We start from the raw sequence: 16,957 nt of genomic DNA, 5'->3' as shown, positions 1-16,957 counted from the left end.
CGGAACGCCTGGACAGGACCTGGGCTCAGAGGTTGCCGCGCTTCTCCTGCTCGCGCTCGATCGCCTCGAACAGGGCCTTGAAGTTGCCCTTTCCGAAGCCCATCGAGCCGTGGCGTTCGATCATCTCGAAGAAGACCGTCGGACGGTCCTGGACCGGCTTGGTGAAGATCTGCAGCAGGTATCCGTCCTCGTCGCGGTCGACCAGGATCTTCAGCTCGCGCAGCGTCTCGACCGGTACGCGGGTCTCGCCCGCCCATTCGCCGAGGGTGTCGTAGTACGAGTCGGGGGTGTCCAGGAACTGGACGCCGGCCGCACGCATCGCGCGGACCGACGCGACGATGTCATTGGTGGCGAGGGCGATGTGCTGGACGCCCGCGCCGCCGTAGAACTCCAGGTACTCGTCGATCTGCGACTTCTTCTTCGCGATCGCCGGTTCGTTGATCGGGAACTTCACCTTCAGGGTGCCGTCGGCGACGACCTTCGACATGAGGGCGGAGTACTCGGTGGCGATGTCGTCGCCCACGAACTCCTTCATGTTGGTGAAGCCCATGACCTTGTTGTAGAAGCCGACCCACTCGTTCATCCGGCCCAGTTCCACATTGCCGACGCAGTGGTCGATGGCCTGGAAGGTGCGCTTGGCGGGCGGTTCGACGATCGGGGCAGCGGCCACGAAGCCGGGGAGGTACGGGCCGTCGTAGCCGGAGCGCTCGACGAGGGTGTGGCGGGTCTGGCCGTACGTGGCGATCGCGGCGAGCACCACCGTGCCGTGCTCGTCCGTGACCTCGTGCGGCTCGGTGAGACCCAGGGCGCCGTGCTCGACGGCGTACGCATATGCCGCCCGCGCGTCGGGGACCTCGATGGCCAGGTCGATCACGCCGTCGCCGTGCTCCGCGACATGGTCGGCCAGGAAGCGGCCGTGGTCGGTGGATGCCTTGATGACGGAAGTGAGGACGAAGCGTGCCGAACCATTGGTCAGCACGTAACTGGCGGTCTCGCGGCTGCCGTTCTCCGGTCCGGAGTAGGCGACGAGCTTCATGCCGAAGGCGGTCGAGTAGTAGTGCGCGGCCTGCTTGGCATTGCCCACGGCGAAGACGACCGCGTCCATTCCCTTGACCGGGAAGGGGTCTGCCTGCCGGGCGGTGTCAGGAGTGTTGTACAGCGTCTCAGTCATAAGGGAAGGCTCTCCCCGCATCGCAAGGTGCGCAATAGTTCGCGTTTTTGCTGAGCAGTCTGTACACAGGTCTGCTGAGATGGGCGGACTATCTGTACATGGTGACTATGGGGGACCCCTATGGCGATCGATCATCTGGACGGGCGGCTCATCGTGCTGCTTGCGCGCGAGCCCCGGATCGGGGTGCTGGAAGCGTCGCGTCGGCTCGGGGTGGCCCGCGGCACCGCGCAGGCGCGCCTCGACCGGCTTCAGTCGAATGGAGTCATCCGCGGATTCGGCCCCGATGTCGATCCGGCGGCCCTCGGCTACCCCGTCACCGCCTTCGCCACCCTGGAGATCAAACAGGGCCAAGGCGCCGATGTGCGGGCCCATTTGGACGGCGTTCCGGAAGTTCTGGAGCTGCACACCACCACCGGGCACGGCGACATGCTGTGCCGGCTCGTCGCCCGGTCCAACGCCGACCTTCAGCGGGTGATCGACCGGGTCGTCGGCTTTGATGGCATTGTCCGGGCCTCCACCGCGATCGTCATGGAGAACCCGGTGCCTCTGCGCATCATCCCGCTCGTCGAGCAGGCCGCGGAGGACAGCGACTGAGCCGAGGAGTGACGTGTGAGCTTCTGGGAGTATCTGGGCAATCAGCACCAGCAGCTGCTCACCGACGCGTACCAGCACGTCAGCGCCGTGTTCCAGTGCATGGTCATCGCCACCGCGCTCGGCATCCTGATCGGGATCGCCACCTATCGCAGCAGCTGGGGCGGTTCGCTGGCCGTCACCACCACGGCTGTCATCCTCACCATCCCGTCCCTCGCCGCGATCGGTCTGCTGATCCCGCTGGTCGGTCTCGGCGTCCCGCCCACCGTGATCACTCTGACGATGTACGGGCTCCTGCCCGTCGTCCGCAACTCCATCGTCGGGCTGCGCGGCATCGACCCGTCCGTCGTCGAGGCGGCGAAGGGGATCGGGATGTCACGGATCTCCAGGCTCTGCAGGGTCGAACTGCCGCTCGCCTGGCCGCCGATCCTCACCGGCATCCGCGTCTCCACGCAGATGCTGATGGGGATCGCCGCCATTGCCGCGTATGCCTCCGGGCCCGGACTCGGCAACGAGATCTTCCGCGGCATCGCCTCACTGGGCAGCGCCAACGCGCTCAATCAGGTCCTCGCCGGCACGCTCGGCATCGTCGTCCTCGCTCTGCTCTTCGACGCCGCGTACGTCCTGCTCGGGCGGCTGACCATTCCCAGGGGGATCCGTGCCTGAGACCGACGCCGGGGCAGCCGGGACACCCACCGCCACCTCGGGTGCCACCATCCAGCTGGAGGATCTGACCAAGCTCTACCCGGGCAATCCGAGCCCGGTCGTGGACAACGTCTCGATGGACATCAAGGCCGGTGAGACGGTGATCTTCGTCGGGCCGTCCGGCTGCGGGAAGTCCACCACCCTGAAGATGATCAACCGGCTGATCGAACCGACGTCCGGCCGGATCAGGATCAACGACGAGGATGTCACCCGCATCGACCCGGTGAAGCTGCGCCGCAAGGTCGGGTACGCGATCCAGTCGTCCGGGCTGTTCCCGCACATGACGGTCGCCGAGAACATCGCCCTCGTACCGAAGATGGCCGGCTGGTCGAAGTCGAAGGTGAAGGACCGGGTCGAGGAGATGCTCGATCTGGTCGGTCTCGACCCGAGGGAGTTCCACGGGCGCTATCCGCGGCAGCTGTCCGGCGGTCAGCAGCAGCGGGTGGGCGTGGCGCGGGCGCTGGCTGCCGATCCGCCGGTGCTGCTGATGGACGAGCCGTTCGGCGCCGTCGACCCGATCACCCGCGACCACCTCCAGGACGAGCTGATCCGGCTGCAGCACGAGCTGCACAAGACGATCGTGTTCGTCACCCACGACTTCGACGAGGCGATCAAGCTGGGCGACCGGATCGCCGTGCTGCGGGAGCGATCGCACATCGCGCAGTTCGACACCCCGGAGGCGATCCTCACCAACCCGGCGGACGATTTCGTCTCCGGATTCGTCGGCGCGGGCGCGGCGCTGAAGCGGCTCAATCTGACCCGCGTACGGGATGTGGGGATCGCCGAGTTCCCCACGGTGACGGTCGACGACCCGCTCCAGTCGATCTTCAACAAGCTGCGCAGCAGCCCGCACAACGAGCTCCTGATGCTGGACCGCAGGAGCCGCCCGTACAAGTGGCTGAGGCGCGGCGACCTGATGCGGGCCCGGGGCTCGCTGGCGCGCGCCGGGCAACTGGTCCACGACACGGTGACCCTGGACGCCACACTGCACGACGCGCTGGAGGCCGTACTGCTCGACAGCAGCGGGCGGGTCGCGGCGACGGGGCGACGCGGCGAGTTCATCGGGGTCGTCGACATGGAGACCCTGATGAACTCCGTACATGAGCTCCTGGAGGCCGACCGGCTCACCGCCATCGAGCACCAGCACGATCTGGAGGAACTGCGCGCCCATCAGACCGAGCAGGAGCTGGAGGGCGGTGGGGCGCATGAATCCCCCTGACATGAGTTCCCACCGGTCGGTGCCGCCGGGTCCCGGGGAACGCCCGTCGTCGTCCCGGCTGCCGGACGAGCACGACGCCCAGGACGTCTTCCGCGACGAGGAGGAACCCGCGCCGCCGCCCGCCGGGCCGCGGCGCCGGATCACCTGGCGCAAGCTGGTGCTGATGCCGGCCGCCCTGGCGGTCGTCCTCGCCCTCACCTATCTGTGGATCACCAACGTCCACCTCGACTCGATCGCCAAGAACGCGCTGGTCGGCGGCAATGTGCAGCTGCGCTGGTGGCAGCACGTCAAGCTGACCGCGATCTCCACCTTCTGGGTGCTGATCATCGCCATTCCGCTCGGGATCGCGCTGACCCGGCGCAGGCTGCGCCGGGGCGCCCCGCTGGTCACGGCCCTCGCCAACGTCGGCCAGGCGACCCCGGCGATCGGCCTGCTGGCACTGCTGGTGATCTGGCTGGGCATCGGCCCGTCGACCGCGATCATCGGCATGGTGATCTACGCGGTGCTGCCGGTGTTCTCCAACACCGTGGCCGGTCTCAGGGCGATCGACCCGAATCTGGTCGAGGCCTCGCGCGGCATCGGCATGTCGGCGATGGGAACGCTCACGAAGGTCGAACTGCCGCTCGCCGTCCCGCTGATCCTGGCGGGGGTACGGACGGCGCTGGTCCTCAATGTCGGTACGGCGACGCTGGCGACGTTCGTCGGCGGCGGCGGGCTGGGGGACCTGATCACGTCGGGCATCCAGACGCAGCGGATGCCGGTGCTGGTGCTCGGTTCCGTGCTGACGGTGGTGCTGGCGCTGCTGGTGGACTGGCTGGCCTCCCTGGTCGAGGTGGCGTTGACGCCGCGTGGGCTGGAGCTGGGGGCGTGAGCGCGGGGAAGGGGGCGGCACGGGGGCTCAGGGCGGCCGGTCTCCTCGGGACCCTGGTGCTGCTCGGGGCGACGCTCGACGGGTGCGGACTGAAGAGCGGTTCGCCGATGGTGGACAACGTGGTGCCGGGCTCGGTCGGCCGGGGGAAGCCACTGGACGGTGCCTCGCTGACCGTCACCTCGAAGAACTTCAGCGAGAACATCGTCCTCGGCCAGATGATCGGCCTGGTGTTCAAGGCCGCCGGTGCCGAGGTCCTCGACCGGACCAACCTGCCGGGTTCGATCAGCGCGCGCGAGGCCATCGTCAAGGGCGGCGCCGCCGCGATGTACGAGTACACGGGCACCGCCTGGATCACCTACCTCGGCCATGCGAAGCCGATCGCCAGCCCGCTGAAGCAGTGGGAGGCGGTCCGGGACGAGGACCGGAAGAACGGGGTGACCTGGCTGCCGCAGTCCACCCTCAACAACACCTACGCGCTGGCCATCAGCAAGAAGAACAACGCGGAGCACCACCTGAAGACGCTCTCCGATGTCGCCGCGCTGTCGAAGATGGACCCGGCGGCGGTGACGATCTGCGTGGAGAACGAGTTCGCTTCGCGCGACGACGGACTGCCGGGGATGGAGAAGGCCTACGGGATGTCGATCCCGGCCTCCAACATCAGGAAGATGGACGCCGGGATCATCTACACCCAGGTCTCGAAGTCCAACTCCTGCCTGCTGGGCGAGGTGTACACCACGGACGGCCGGATCAAGGCGATGGATCTCGACGTCCTCGTCGACGACAGGCATTTCTTCCCCAACTACAACGCCGCGCCGGTCATCCACACCGCGACCTTCGACAAGTACCCGGAGATCGCCGAGCTGTTGGACCCGCTCAGCAAGCGGCTGACGACCGAGGTCGCGCAGCAGTTGAACGCGAAGGTGGATGTGGACGGGGAGGATCCGCACAAGGTGGCGAAGGACTGGCTGATCGCGGAGGGGTTCATCAAGAAGGGGTAGTGGGCAGCCGGGGCCCGACGCCTCCCGGAGTTACAAAGAATAGGTTGCAAAGAAGCGTTGCAAAGGAGTCTTTGCAAGTCTACAGTCGAGACATGGCAGCGAACGAAGCGGGCGGCGAGAAGCCGCTCGACCCGAACATCCACCGTGTCGACGTCCGCACCCTGCGCGTGCTGGCCCACCCCCTCCGGATCCGCCTGCTGGGCGCCCTCCGGGAGTTCGGCCCCGCGACCGCTTCGAAGCTCGGCGACCGGCTCGGCGAGTCCAGCGGCGCCACCAGCTACCACCTGCGGCAACTGGCCGCGCACGGCTTGGTCGAGGACGACCCGACGCTCGGCAAGGGACGCGAACGGTGGTGGCGGGCCGTGCACATGGGCACCGCATTCGACCGCAGTGCGGACTTCCTCCGCGACCCCGACCCGGAGGTGCGCGGCGCCATCGGAGTCGTCCTGCACGAGATCGCCAACGCGCACACCCAGGAGCTCAACACCTGGCTCGGCACCATGCACGAATGGCCCGAGGAGTGGGTGCGCGGCTTCGACGTCAGCAATTTCAAGATGCGGCTCACCCCGGAGCTCTCACTGGAGCTGGCCCAGAAGATCCACTCCCTGGTCGACAGCTACCGCGACCGGGTCCCCGAAGGCACCGAGGGTTCGGCCGTCGTCCGCACCCATCTGCACATGTTCCCGCGCCCCACCGACTGAGAGGAATCCACCATGCACTCCGACACGCACCTGACGCTGCAGCGGCTCCGCAGCACCGAACTGCACCGGCAGGCCGACGAGTTCCGCATGGCACGTACGGTGCGGGCGCCGCGCCGGAGCCTGCGTACACAGCTGGGCTGGGGACTGGTCGAGCTGGGCCTGCACGTCCTGCCGAACCGGCACGCCCTGTCCACGCCCTCCCCCCGCGCGGTTTAGCCATGGCCGGGGGGAACCGCAAGCCGCTCGCCGCGCTTCTCGCGGCCAACTGCATATCCACCGCAGGCACTTCGCTCACCCTGATCGGGGTCCCGTGGTTCGTCCTGCAGACCACGGGCAGCGCCGGCCGGGCCGGCGTCGTCGCCTTCTGCGCCACACTGCCGGTCATCATCTCCGCGGTCATCGGCGGGCCAGTCATCGACCGGATCGGACGGCGCAGGATCTCCATCGCCACCGACACCGTCTGCGCACTCGCCATCGCCACCATTCCACTGCTCCACTACGCCGGGGCGCTCGAATTCTGGATGCTCTGCGCCCTGATGGCGCTGAACGGACTCGTCCACACCCCTGGCAACACCGCGCGCTATGTCCTGCTGCCGGACCTCGCCGAACACGCCGGGACCACGGTCACCCGCGCCGCCAGCCTCTTCGACGCCGCCTCGCGCGGCGCCAGGATGACCGGCGCGGCACTGGCCGGGGTGCTGATCGCGCTCGTCGGCGCGGAGACCGTGCTGCTGCTGGACGCGGCGACCTTCGGCGCGTCCGCGCTGCTCGTCGCGGCAGGCGTACGAGGGGTACGGGCGGCCGAGCCGCGAAAGGCGGCGGCACCGGCCTCACTGCGCACGTACCGCCATGAACTGCGTGAGGGATACGCCTACTTGTTCTCCAACCGGCTGCTGCTGGCCGTCGTGGTGATGGTGCTCTTCATGAACGGCACCGATCAGGGCTGGAGCGCTGTACTGCTCCCTGTGCACGCCGAGCGCGAACTGGGTGGAGCACCCCAACTCGGCCTGCTCACCGCACTGTTCGGGGCCGGCGGGCTGACGGGCGCGCTGGTGTACGGGGCGGTGGGACACCGGTTCTCGCGGCGTGCGGTGTTCACCGTGTGCGTGGTGCTGTGCGGCGGACCGAGATTCGTGGTTGCCGCACTGACGGACACGACGCTGCCGCTCGCGGTGACGATGCTGCTGGGCGGCCTCGCGGGCGGGGTCCTGAACCCGATCCTGACGACGATGACGTACGAACGCGTACCGCAGCAGCTGCGCAGCCGGGTGTCCGGGGCGCTCACCGCAGGCTGCGAGCTGGCGATGCCGGTGGGCGGGCTGCTGGCGGGGCTGCTCGTGGAGAGCATCGGGGCGGACGGAGCGCTCCTGGCGCTGGGGGCGGTCTACACGCTGGCGACGGTGAGCCCGATGATCTTCCCGGTATGGCGCACGATCGACGACCGGCCGGCCGTGGAGGAGCGTGCGGAGGCGACGACCGACGCCGCCCGCACTTAGTGGAGCTCCGGTCTCGCCCCGCGTCAGCAGCTCGGAACCTTGGCCCCCTTGTCCAGGGCCGTGAGCGAGGACACCGCGCTCTTCAGTGTGGTGACCGGGATCAGCTTGAGCCCCTTGGGGAGTTCGGCGCCCGCCGCCTTGCACTCGGCCTTCGGGACGAGGAAGACAGTGGCGCCGTCGCGCCGGGCGGCCTGCGTCTTCAGCGACACGCCACCGACCGCGCCGACCGTACCGTCCGCCTCGATCGTGCCCGTGCCGGCAACGGTGCGGCCACCGGTGAGATCCCCGCCGGAACCGTTGCCGTTGAGCTTGTCGACGATGCCGAGCGCGAAGAAGAGACCGGCACTGGGCCCGCCCACATCGGCGAGGTGCAGGGTCACGTCCACCGATCCGGGCGCCTTGCCGAGGTACTGCAGGGCCGCGTCCACGGCGGAGTTCTGCGACTTCTTCATGTCCTCGAGGTTGTGCTTCTCGATCTCCTTCTCGGAGCCGCCGGTCGGGTAGACCGATTCGCGGGGCATGATCGCCCGGTCGGTCCGGAACCAGCCGTCGATCACGTCGCCGATGCCGACGTCGGCGCTCGGCCCGGTCGCGACGATGGTCGTCATCCGCAGCTGACCGCTGGTGGAGCGGGTCGGCGCGCCCTTGATGCTGATCACGGGCGTGCCCCGGACGTCCCCGAGTACGTTCGCGGTCGTGCCCGGCTGCGCCACGGTGAACGGCAACGGCGCGAAGGCGGCGACGCCGAAGAGGGCGGCTACGGGCAGGGCGCACAGGGCGAGGGCGCGGGGGCGCGAGAGACGAGTGAGCACCCTCCCAATCTAACCTGGCCGGGTTCATCCGCCCGGCCGGTCCGGGGAGGGGCGAACCCGTCCCCCCGGCCGGTGGTCCGCCCGCCCGGCCGGTTCGTCCTCGGGCTCCGGACGGGTTCGGCAGGCCGCCCCGGAGCACGGACACAGCCCGCCCGAACATGATCTCCCCCGTCCGGCGGCGGGGGACAAAGCGGCCACCGGACGCGCCCGGTACTACCGCAACGCGTCCGCGACCTCGCGCGCCGCGTCGACGACTCGCGGGCCGACCCGCTCCGGTATCGCGTCCGCCAGCATCACCACCCCCACGCTGCCCTCCACGCCCGTGACCCCGATCAGGGCCGCCGCCGCGCCGCTCGCGCCCGCTTCCAGCTCGCCGTGCGTGAGCGTGAACGCGGGCTCGGGCACCGGCTTCGCCCGTGCAGCCAGGATCGCCCGGCCCGCGGCGCCCTTGTCGAGCGGATGACGGAAGCCGGGCCGGTAGGCCACGTGATAGTCGGTCCAGGTCGGTTCGACGACGGCAACCGCCAGCGCATCGCTGCCGTCGACCAGCGTCAGGTGGGCGGTGGCTCCGATGTCCTCGGCCAGGGACCGCAGCGCGGGCAGCGCAGCCTCCCGTACCAGCGGATGCACCTGGCGGCCCAGGCGCAGCACGCCGAGTCCCACCCTGGCCCTGCCGCCCACGTCGCGGCGCACCAGGGCGTGTTGCTCCAGTGTGGCCAGCAGCCGGTAGACGACGGTGCGGTTGACGCCGAGTTTGTTGGACAACTCGGTGACGGTCAGCCCGTGGTCGGTGTCGGCGAGCAGCTTGAGGACACGCAGTCCCCGGTCGAGCGTCTGGGAGGTCTCCGCGGTCACGACGCCCACTCCTCTTCGGTGAGTGGCGGCACCCTCACGGAGGTTGCATCGCCGGTCCCAGCGGCGACGCACGGAGAGGCCGCCGGCGGCCAAGGCACCGGCTGCGCTCCGCGGCGGCGCTGCCACGGGGCGTTCACTTTTTGGGGACAGTAGCGAGCCAGTCCGCTCAGCGGAAGACCTCGTTCAGAATCCGGGCGCTTACGGAAGAGCGGCTGTGCCGCAGAAGCGTAAGAGCATCTACGCGCGTTCACGTCGACCGACGCCATCGCGACGCCCAATGTGATCCACCGCAAACCCACCGTGAACGAATGTTGAATTTTTCAACGCTGCTGCGTGGAGCGTTGTGGGCGGAGGCCGCCGGGGCGCGGCGCAAGGTCCACGAACTCCTCGGTCAGGGTCGCCCCTACCGCGACCACCTGCGCAAAACGCGCGGCCGACCCCGGCTCGGCCAGGAGTATGCGGTCAGTCCGCGGTCCGGCGAGCCTCGTGCGCCTCGCGCAGGACCGACCAGGCGTCCGCCACCGGACCCACGTGCCCGAGCTTGTCGGGGTTGAGCACCGTGCGGATGGTCTGGATCTGTCCGTCGAGGACGTCGAGCGTCCAGGTGTTGAGAACCCTGCCGTCCCGGTCGCGGAAAATCGCACCCGGCTGGCCGTTCACCTCATGCGGCTCCACCACGCCGCCGATCCGGGCGAACGACGCGACGAGCGCGGCGAGCAGCCGGGCCACCTTCTCGGCGCCGATGACGCCCGTGCCCCACAGCGGGGCCTTGCCGCCGCTGTCGCCGGCCATCTGGACGTCGGCGGCGAGGAGTTCGCACAGCCCGTCGACGTCCCCTTCCCGGAATGCCTCGAAGAACCGCTCGGTGAGTGCCTCACGTTCCTTCCGGTCGGTCTCGTACCGGGCGCGCCCTGCGTCCATGTGGCGGCGGGCGCGCACCGCGAGCTGACGGCACGCCGCCTCCGAACGCCCCACCGCCGACGCGACCTCCGGGTACCCGAACCCGAACACCTCCCGCAGCACGAACACCGCACGCTCCAGCGGGCTGAGCCGCTCCAGCAGCAACAGCGCCGCCATCGACACCGAGTCGGCCAGCTCCGCGGACCGCTCCGGATCCTCGTAGGGGTCGGTCAGCAGCGGCTCGGGGAACCATGCCCCGACGTACTCCTCCCGCCGCACCCGGGCCGAGCGCAGCACGTCGATCGACACCCGGGTCACCACAGCCGACAGGAATGCCCTGACCGAGACCGGCTGCGCAGGCGAGCCCTCGTAGCGCAGCCAGGCCTCCTGGACCGCGTCCTCGGCCTCGCTCACGCTGCCCAGGATCCGGTAGGCGATCGAGAACAGCAGCGGCCGCAGTTCCTCGAACTCCTCTGCCCGGGTCACGCCAGCTCCTGCTTGAAGCCCTGCCGCCACGACGGGTAGCGCAGCTGCCAGCCGAGCTCCCGCTTGGCCTTGGCATTGGAGAAGCCGCGCCCCTCGGTCATCATCACCACGGCCACCTCCCCGGCCAGCAGCCGGGCCAGCCAGACCGGAACCCGCATCGGCCGCTTGGCCCCCGCGCACGCCGCCAAGAACGGCAGCCACTCGGCGGCCGGGGCCGGCTCGTCGTCGACGATGTTGAACACACCCCGCGCCTTCTGCTCCACGGCCAGGACCGTGGCGCTCGCCGCGTCGTCGAGATGCACCCACGAGCTGTAGCCGGTGGCGCGCCCCACCAGTGGGAACTGCCGCTTCCGGATCAACTCGACCTGGTCGTCGGTGGCGCCCGGCCCGTAGAGCCCGCCGTAGCGCAGGACCACGCCCCCGGCCCCCACGACCCTCTCCTCGAGGTGGCGTATCGCCGCCATGCCGGGGGCCGCGGACGTACCTGCCATCAGGTCCAGTGGGTCCTCCTCGGTCTTCACCCAGCTGCCCTCACGGATGCCGTTGCAGTTCGCATACCCCTGCGCGACGACGTGGGACACGCCGGTCGCCTGAGCGGCGGCAAGCAGGTGGTCCGTCCCCTCGTTACGCAGCCGGTTGGTGGTGGCGAACCAGCGGTCCATGTGCTTCATGTCGGGCTTGCCCGCGATGGCGGTCATCTGATGCACGATCGTGTCCGGCTGCGCCTGGGCCACCGCCTCACCGACCGATGCCGCGTCCAGACCGTCCATGACGACGCCGTCCGCGCCCAGCCGCTGCAGCAGGCCCAGCTTGGTCGCGGTCGTCGTCGTCGCCGTCACCTGGTGCCCCCTCGCCACCAGCTGCGGCACCAGCCGCCGCCCGAGAACACCGGTCCCCCCTGCCACGAATACCCGCATGATCATCACCTTTCTGATCAGAACCTGTCTGCGAAAACCGAGACGAGACAACCCGCCCGCCTGTGACACGAATGGCAAATCCCGCGACCGGCACATGGGGGGCGGGAGAAGGAGCGGGGCCGGTCTAGTCCGTCTGCGCCGTCCAGGGCCGGAGCTTCTCGGGGTTCCGGACCGCCCAGATGTGCGCGATCCGGTCATCGGTGACGTCGAACGCGAAGACCGCCACGGTGGCGCCGTCCTGCTGCACCGTCAGACCGGCCTGACCGTTGACCGTCCGCTCCAGGATCGTCAGGTCGGGAACCCTGCCGACGAGATCGACCAGGTAGCGCGCGACCTGCCCGTCGCCTTCGACGGGGCGCAACTCGGCGCTCACGAGGCCGCCACCATCGCCGATCGCACAAACATCGGGGTCGAGCAGGCCGATGAGCGCGTCGATGTCCTTGGCTTCCCAAGCCCGTTTGAAGTCCCGGACGATGCCGGCCCGCCGAGCGGCCGTAGCCTCGGAATCCTGCGACGCACGAATGCGCCGGCGGGCCGAAGAGGCCAGCTGGCGGCATGCGGCCGGAGTGCGGCCGACGACCTCGGCCACTTCGGCGAAGGAGTAGCGGAAGACGTCGTGCAGGATGAACGCGACGCGCTCGGCCGGAGTCATCGAGTCGAGGACGACGAGGAAGGCCATGTGGACCGACTCGTCGAGGGTGACCCTCTCAGCCGGGTCGACCGTGGTGTCGCCCGGCCTCTCGTTGATCCACTCCGGACGTCCGGGCAGCGGCTCGGGGATCCATTCGCCCACGTAGCTCTCGCGCCTGGCCCGTGCCGAGCCGAGCAGGTCGAGGCAGATGCGACTGGCGACCTTCGTCAGCCAGGCACCGGGACGGTTGATGGCTTCCTGCTGCTGCCGGGACATCGCGTACCAGCGCGCGTAGGTCTCCTGTACGACGTCCTCGGCATCGGCCAGCGAACCGAGGAGCCGATACGCCACGCCGATCAGCTGATGCCGCTCGCTCATGATCGCGCTCAGGCCCGGATCGAGCCCATCGACTTCCGGCTCGGACAAGGTGTTCATGGTGTTACCGACTCTCCGTGGTCGCATCTGCTCACACCAGTCATCGAACAGGAAGGCCCTGGATGCCATGACCGACCTTCAGGCCCTTGCGGACCGTGTCGAGATCGAGGCGCTGCGCGGCGAGTTCACCGAACGTCGCTACGAGGTCAGGTACTTCGACGCCTCCCCGCCGGCGGGCTCGGCACCCCACGCAGCGCCCGGGTCCGTCCGCACGTCGTGACCGGCCGAAACCGAGAGATCACCTACCCGCTTTCCCACCAGGAGCGACCCAGCATGTCAACCATGACCACACTCAGCGAGCTGACCGGCGACTACGTGCTCGACACCACCCGTACGCGGATCGGCTTCGTCGCCCGGCACGCGATGGCCACCAGGGTGCGTGGCCAGTTCGATGACTTCGAGGGCAGTGCGCACTTCGACGGCGACGACCCGTCGAAGTCCAGTGCCCGGCTCACGATCCAGGCGAAGAGCATCAAGACCCGCGACCGGCGGCGTGACGACCACCTGTGCGGCACGTTCCTGGACACGGACCATCACCCCACCCTCGCCTTCACCTCGACCACGGTGCAACAGCTCGCCGACACCGGATTCAGGGTCACCGGTGACCTGACCATCCGCGGTGTGACCAAGCCGGTCACCGTGGACTTCGAGCTGACCGGCGCCGAGAACGACCCACGGGGCGGCACCCGGGTCGCTTTCAAGGGCGGCGTCACGATCGACCGCAACGACTGGGGGGTGAACTGGAATGCCGCGACCAGACTCATGGTCAGCGCAAAGGTGACGCTCGAGCTCGACATCACAGCGATCCGGCGGGCCTGACACACCCTCTGCGGGGCCGGAGGATACGCCCACGCGCATGCTCGTCCGTCCGTTCTCGGGTGGCCGCGCCGCGGTGCGACGAGGGAGACGCGCGTCACATTCGCCCACGTCACAGCTCGCCGGGCTGTCTCGTCCCAGAGGTATATCCACCCACAACCGCAAGGGAGTTGGCCCGCTTCCTGGACCAGGCTGCCCGCCGGCCGCCCAGTCCCAGGATCGGTCCCCGCCTCGTCCCTCACGGCTGTAACCGTCACCGCAGAAGGAACGGAAGGACATCATGAGCAAGGTCTGGTTCGTCACCGGTTCGTCCCGCGGCCTGGGCCGCAACTTCGTCGAGGCCGCCCTGTCCCGCGGCGACAAGGTGGCGGCGACCGCCCGGAACCCCGAACACCTCGATGAGCTGGTCACCGCCTATGGCGAGGCGGTGCTCCCGCTTGAGCTGGACGTGACCGACAAGGCCGCCGTCCACGAGAGCGTGAAGCGGGCCAAGGAGCACTTCGGCCGCCTCGACGTCATCGTGAACAACGCGGGCTACGGCCTGTCCGGCGCTGTGGAGGAGCTGTCCGAGCAGGAATTGCGGGACCAGCTGGAGACCAACCTGTTCGGCCCGGTGTGGGTCGTCCAGGCCGCACTGCCTCACCTGCGCGAGCAGGGCGGAGGGCGCATCATTCAGATCTCCTCGGTGGCCGGGGTCTCCGCCTTTCCGCTCAGCGGCGGATACTGCGCCTCCAAGTGGGCCCTCGAAGGCCTGAGCGAATCCCTCGCCCAAGAGGTCGCCGGTTTCGGCATCAAAGTGACCCTGGTCGAGCCCGGCTCGTATGCCACCGACGCGATCGCCTCCGCCGTCCACGCCCCGGCCGACCCGCTCTACGACGGTCTCCGCGAGACCTTCGCCGCGTTCGCGAAGACGCTCGACTTCGGCGACCCGGCTGCCGCAGGCCGGGCACTCCTCAAGATCGTCGACTCCGAGAACCCGCCCCTGCGCGTGTTCTTCGGCACCCAGGGCAACCAGATCGTCCAGCAGGTCTACACCGACCGGCTCAAGACCTGGGCCGACTGGCAGGACCTCACGCTGGAGGCTCACGGACAAACCCCGGCGGCCTGACCCGGCCACCGGACGACGCCGGCCCGGTACGAGGATCCCTGTCCCCGTACCGGGCCGGCACCCGACACGAGCGGACTCACCTCATCCGGGTGGCCCACTCCTGCACCTTCTTGATCCGCTGCTGGATCTGTCCCGCCGTCGCCTCAGCGCTCGGCGGCCCTCCGCAGACCCGCCGCAGCTCGGTGTGGATCACCCCGTGCGGCTTGCCGCTCTGGTGCGTGTACGCCGACACCATCGTGTTGAGCTGCTTGCGCAGCCCCAGCAGCTGCTTGTGCGTGACCACCGGCCGGGCCTCCGCCGGCTTCTCCAGCAGATCGGCCTCCCCGGCCGGCTTCTGCCTGCTGTGCGCGATCTGCCGGGTCTGCCGCTTCTGCAGCAGCAACTGCACCTGGTCGGGTTCGAGCAGCCCGGGAATCCCCAGATAGTCCTGCTCCTCCTCGCTGCCCGGGTGCGCCTGCATGCCGAATTCGGCGCCGTCGTACAGCACCCGGTCGAAGACCGCGTCGGACTCCAGCGCCTCGAACGGCAGCTGGTCCTCGGTCTCCTCGTCCTCCAGGCGTTCCGCGTCGGCGAGGAGCTTGTCCTCCTCGGAGAACGGGTTCTCCTCGTCGCTGCCCTTCTTGGGCTTGTCGAGGACGTGGTCCCGCTCGACCTCCATCTCGTTGGCGAAGTCGAGGAGCATCGGGATGGTCGGCACGAAGACGGAAGCGGTCTCGCCGCGCCGACGCGACCGCACGAAGCGCCCGACGGCCTGGGCGAAGAAGAGCGGGGTCGAGATGGTGGTGGCGTACACGCCGACCGCGAGACGCGGCACGTCGACGCCCTCCGACACCATCCGGACCGCGACCATCCACCGCGAGTCGTCCTCGCTGAACTTGTCGATCTTCTTCGACGCGGCCTTCTCGTCGGAGAGGACCACGGTCGCCTTCTCGCCGGTGACCTTCTTGAGGATCTTGGCGTACTCGCGCGCGGACTCCTGGTCGGTGGCGATCACGAGCCCGCCCGCATCCGGAATGCCCTTGCGCACTTCGGTCAGCCGCTTGTCGGCGGCGGCGAGCACATTGGGGATCCAGTCCCCGGTCGGCGACAGCGCGGTCCGCCACGCCTGGCCGATGGCGTCCTTGGTCATCGGCTCGCCGAGCCGCGCGGCGATCTCGTCACCGGCCTTGGTACGCCAGCGCATGTTGCCGCTGTAGCTGAGGAAGATCACGGGGCGGACGACGCCGTCGGCGAGCGCGTTCCCGTAGCCGTAGGTGTAGTCGGCCGAGGAGCGCCGGATCCCGTCGTTCCCCTCCTCGTAAAGGACGAACGGGATCGGGTTGGTGTCGGACCGGAACGGCGTACCGGTGAGCGCGAGCCGCCGGGTCGCCGGGTCGAACGCCTCCTGACACGCCTCGCCCCAGGACTTCGAGTCACCGGCATGGTGGATCTCGTCGAGGATCACGAGGGTCTTGCGCTGCTCGCACCGGTTGCGGTGCAGCATCGGGCGGACGCCGACACCCGCGTAGGTGACCGCGACGCCGTCGTACTCCCGGCTCAGCGGACCGGCGCTGTACTCGGGGTCGAGCTTGATGCCTATCCGGGCCGCGGCCTCGGCCCACTGCTTCTTCAGATGCTCGGTCGGCGCGACGACGGTGATCTGCTGCACGACGTGGTGGTGCAGCAGCCATGACGCGAGGGTCAGCGCGAAGGTGGTCTTCCCCGCGCCGGGCGTGGCGACCGCGAGGAAGTCACGCGGCTGCTCCTGGATGTACTTCTCCATGGCGCCCTGCTGCCAGGCTCGCAGCTTGCCGGCCGTGCCCCAGGGGGCGCGGCCGGGATAGGCGGGTGAGAGGTGGTGGGAGGCGGTAGTAGTCACGGTCTCCGGTTCGGGTCTCTCGGGTACGTGGTGTGCTGCCCGTACGGGCCGCGGGAGAGGCTCGTACGCGATACGACAACCGGGCCACCTTACCGGGGGCCCGGTTGGAACCCCGTATGAACGAACCGTGGTTCGGCTCCGTTGAGACCCTCTTCACAGGGAACGTCTACCTGGCGAACCCAGGCAGCTGCTCCGCGATCTTGGGCATCTCCAGTGCCCCCTGGCACACATCCGGCACGACCAGCTTCAGACCGGCCATGTGCGGACGGCACCGCGTGGTACCACGCGGTACTAAGACCGACCGGCAAATGGGAGGTGGGAGAAGGAGCGGGGCTGGGTGCGTGCAGCTGCAAGGCGGAGGATTGAGGCATGGCGGAGCCATGGTGA

17 protein-coding genes and 1 pseudogene are annotated in these 16,957 nt (G+C 69.1%); 11 read left to right on the top strand and 7 right to left on the bottom strand.

Annotated features, from left to right (window positions below):
* Positions 1–25: 25 nt before the first annotated feature.
* Positions 26–1,171, bottom strand: a complete 1,146-nt coding sequence (gene hppD, locus ACNPQM_RS34440; protein ID WP_358857686.1) for a 4-hydroxyphenylpyruvate dioxygenase — start codon at positions 1,169–1,171, stop codon at positions 26–28.
* Between the two features lie 120 nt (positions 1,172–1,291).
* Here hppD and ACNPQM_RS34435 point away from each other — a divergent pair, with 120 nt between their 5' ends.
* From ACNPQM_RS34435 to ACNPQM_RS34400, 8 genes and pseudogenes are all read left to right on the top strand, one after another.
* Positions 1,292–1,765: an Lrp/AsnC family transcriptional regulator gene (locus ACNPQM_RS34435; protein WP_266985129.1), complete on the top strand. Its 474-nt coding sequence runs from the start codon at positions 1,292–1,294 to the stop codon at positions 1,763–1,765.
* Positions 1,766–1,780: 15 nt separating this feature from the next.
* Complete coding sequence (locus ACNPQM_RS34430) at positions 1,781–2,428, top strand: ABC transporter permease (RefSeq protein WP_418087060.1); 648 nt, start codon at positions 1,781–1,783, stop codon at positions 2,426–2,428.
* Positions 2,421–3,686, top strand: a complete 1,266-nt coding sequence (locus tag ACNPQM_RS34425) for an ABC transporter ATP-binding protein (protein WP_418087059.1) — start codon at positions 2,421–2,423, stop codon at positions 3,684–3,686. Before ACNPQM_RS34430 ends, ACNPQM_RS34425 begins: the two co-directional genes overlap by 8 nt.
* A 1-nt stretch (position 3,687) precedes the next feature.
* A complete protein-coding gene (locus ACNPQM_RS34420; RefSeq protein WP_418087058.1) occupies positions 3,688–4,557 on the top strand; it encodes an ABC transporter permease in 870 nt (289 codons plus the stop codon).
* Between the two features lie 53 nt (positions 4,558–4,610).
* Positions 4,611–5,555 carry a glycine betaine ABC transporter substrate-binding protein gene (locus ACNPQM_RS34415; RefSeq protein ID WP_418087071.1) on the top strand — a complete coding sequence of 315 codons (945 nt, stop codon included), beginning with the start codon at positions 4,611–4,613 and terminating at the stop codon, positions 5,553–5,555.
* Between the two features lie 92 nt (positions 5,556–5,647).
* Positions 5,648–6,256, top strand: a complete 609-nt coding sequence (locus tag ACNPQM_RS34410) for an ArsR/SmtB family transcription factor (RefSeq protein WP_418087057.1) — start codon at positions 5,648–5,650, stop codon at positions 6,254–6,256.
* A 12-nt stretch (positions 6,257–6,268) separates the two neighbouring features.
* Complete coding sequence (locus ACNPQM_RS34405) at positions 6,269–6,472, top strand: hypothetical protein (RefSeq protein ID WP_418087056.1); 204 nt, start codon at positions 6,269–6,271, stop codon at positions 6,470–6,472.
* Positions 6,473–6,474: 2 nt separating this feature from the next.
* A pseudogene (locus ACNPQM_RS34400) lies at positions 6,475–7,816 on the top strand (MFS transporter).
* On the opposite strand, the gene ACNPQM_RS34395 reads toward ACNPQM_RS34400, so the two are convergent.
* From ACNPQM_RS34395 to sigJ, 5 genes are all read right to left on the bottom strand, one after another.
* A complete protein-coding gene (locus tag ACNPQM_RS34395) occupies positions 7,776–8,564 on the bottom strand; it encodes a S16 family serine protease (RefSeq protein ID WP_418087055.1) in 789 nt (262 codons plus the stop codon). The pseudogene ACNPQM_RS34400 and the gene ACNPQM_RS34395 sit on opposite strands and share 41 nt — an antisense overlap.
* 213 nt (positions 8,565–8,777) lie before the next feature.
* Positions 8,778–9,419 (bottom strand): IclR family transcriptional regulator, encoded by a 642-nt coding sequence (locus ACNPQM_RS34390; protein WP_358857679.1) that lies wholly within the window; start codon positions 9,417–9,419, stop codon positions 8,778–8,780.
* A 462-nt stretch (positions 9,420–9,881) separates the two neighbouring features.
* Positions 9,882–10,805, bottom strand: coding sequence for an RNA polymerase sigma-70 factor (locus ACNPQM_RS34385; RefSeq protein WP_418087054.1), 924 nt, complete (start codon positions 10,803–10,805; stop codon positions 9,882–9,884).
* Positions 10,802–11,728: an NAD-dependent epimerase/dehydratase family protein gene (locus ACNPQM_RS34380; RefSeq protein WP_418087053.1), complete on the bottom strand. Its 927-nt coding sequence runs from the start codon at positions 11,726–11,728 to the stop codon at positions 10,802–10,804. The genes ACNPQM_RS34385 and ACNPQM_RS34380 overlap by 4 nt, the downstream gene beginning before the upstream one ends.
* A 118-nt stretch (positions 11,729–11,846) precedes the next feature.
* Positions 11,847–12,788 carry an RNA polymerase sigma factor SigJ gene (gene sigJ / locus ACNPQM_RS34375; protein WP_418087052.1) on the bottom strand — a complete coding sequence of 314 codons (942 nt, stop codon included), beginning with the start codon at positions 12,786–12,788 and terminating at the stop codon, positions 11,847–11,849.
* A 67-nt stretch (positions 12,789–12,855) separates the two neighbouring features.
* On the opposite strand from sigJ, the gene ACNPQM_RS34370 reads away from it, so the two are divergent.
* The 3 genes from ACNPQM_RS34370 (at position 12,856) to ACNPQM_RS34360 (ending at position 14,712) form a co-directional block, all read left to right on the top strand.
* The gene (locus ACNPQM_RS34370) at positions 12,856–13,008 is read left to right on the top strand and encodes a hypothetical protein (RefSeq protein ID WP_418087051.1); all 153 of its coding nucleotides are present in this window, start codon (positions 12,856–12,858) and stop codon (positions 13,006–13,008) included.
* Positions 13,009–13,070: 62 nt separating this feature from the next.
* Positions 13,071–13,607 carry a YceI family protein gene (locus tag ACNPQM_RS34365; protein ID WP_418087050.1) on the top strand — a complete coding sequence of 179 codons (537 nt, stop codon included), beginning with the start codon at positions 13,071–13,073 and terminating at the stop codon, positions 13,605–13,607.
* 277 nt (positions 13,608–13,884) lie between these two features.
* Positions 13,885–14,712, top strand: coding sequence for an SDR family NAD(P)-dependent oxidoreductase (locus ACNPQM_RS34360; RefSeq protein ID WP_418087049.1), 828 nt, complete (start codon positions 13,885–13,887; stop codon positions 14,710–14,712).
* 76 nt (positions 14,713–14,788) lie between these two features.
* On the opposite strand, the gene ACNPQM_RS34355 is transcribed toward ACNPQM_RS34360, so the two are convergent.
* Positions 14,789–16,570 (bottom strand): DEAD/DEAH box helicase, encoded by a 1,782-nt coding sequence (locus ACNPQM_RS34355; protein WP_358857674.1) that lies wholly within the window; start codon positions 16,568–16,570, stop codon positions 14,789–14,791.
* Positions 16,571–16,957 lie beyond the last annotated feature (387 nt).

The organism is Streptomyces sp. NPDC056231, assembly GCF_048270745.1.
Lineage (GTDB): Bacteria > Actinomycetota > Actinomycetes > Streptomycetales > Streptomycetaceae > Streptomyces.
This window is presented reverse-complemented; position numbering and strand designations above follow the sequence as displayed.

What these genes read in the sequence shown, in the direction of transcription:
- hppD (WP_358857686.1), bottom strand. Translation starts at nt 1,171, where the DNA reads ATGACTGAGACGCTGTACAACACTCCTGACACCGCCCGGCAGGCAGAC.
- ACNPQM_RS34435 (WP_266985129.1), top strand. Translation starts at nt 1,292, where the DNA reads ATGGCGATCGATCATCTGGACGGGCGGCTCATCGTGCTGCTTGCGCGC.
- ACNPQM_RS34420 (WP_418087058.1), top strand. Translation starts at nt 3,688, where the DNA reads ATGAGTTCCCACCGGTCGGTGCCGCCGGGTCCCGGGGAACGCCCGTCG.
- ACNPQM_RS34410 (WP_418087057.1), top strand. Translation starts at nt 5,648, where the DNA reads ATGGCAGCGAACGAAGCGGGCGGCGAGAAGCCGCTCGACCCGAACATC.
- ACNPQM_RS34405 (WP_418087056.1), top strand. Translation starts at nt 6,269, where the DNA reads ATGCACTCCGACACGCACCTGACGCTGCAGCGGCTCCGCAGCACCGAA.
- ACNPQM_RS34380 (WP_418087053.1), bottom strand. Translation starts at nt 11,728, where the DNA reads ATGATCATGCGGGTATTCGTGGCAGGGGGGACCGGTGTTCTCGGGCGG.
- sigJ (WP_418087052.1), bottom strand. Translation starts at nt 12,788, where the DNA reads ATGAACACCTTGTCCGAGCCGGAAGTCGATGGGCTCGATCCGGGCCTG.
- ACNPQM_RS34370 (WP_418087051.1), top strand. Translation starts at nt 12,856, where the DNA reads ATGACCGACCTTCAGGCCCTTGCGGACCGTGTCGAGATCGAGGCGCTG.
- ACNPQM_RS34365 (WP_418087050.1), top strand. Translation starts at nt 13,071, where the DNA reads ATGACCACACTCAGCGAGCTGACCGGCGACTACGTGCTCGACACCACC.
- ACNPQM_RS34360 (WP_418087049.1), top strand. Translation starts at nt 13,885, where the DNA reads ATGAGCAAGGTCTGGTTCGTCACCGGTTCGTCCCGCGGCCTGGGCCGC.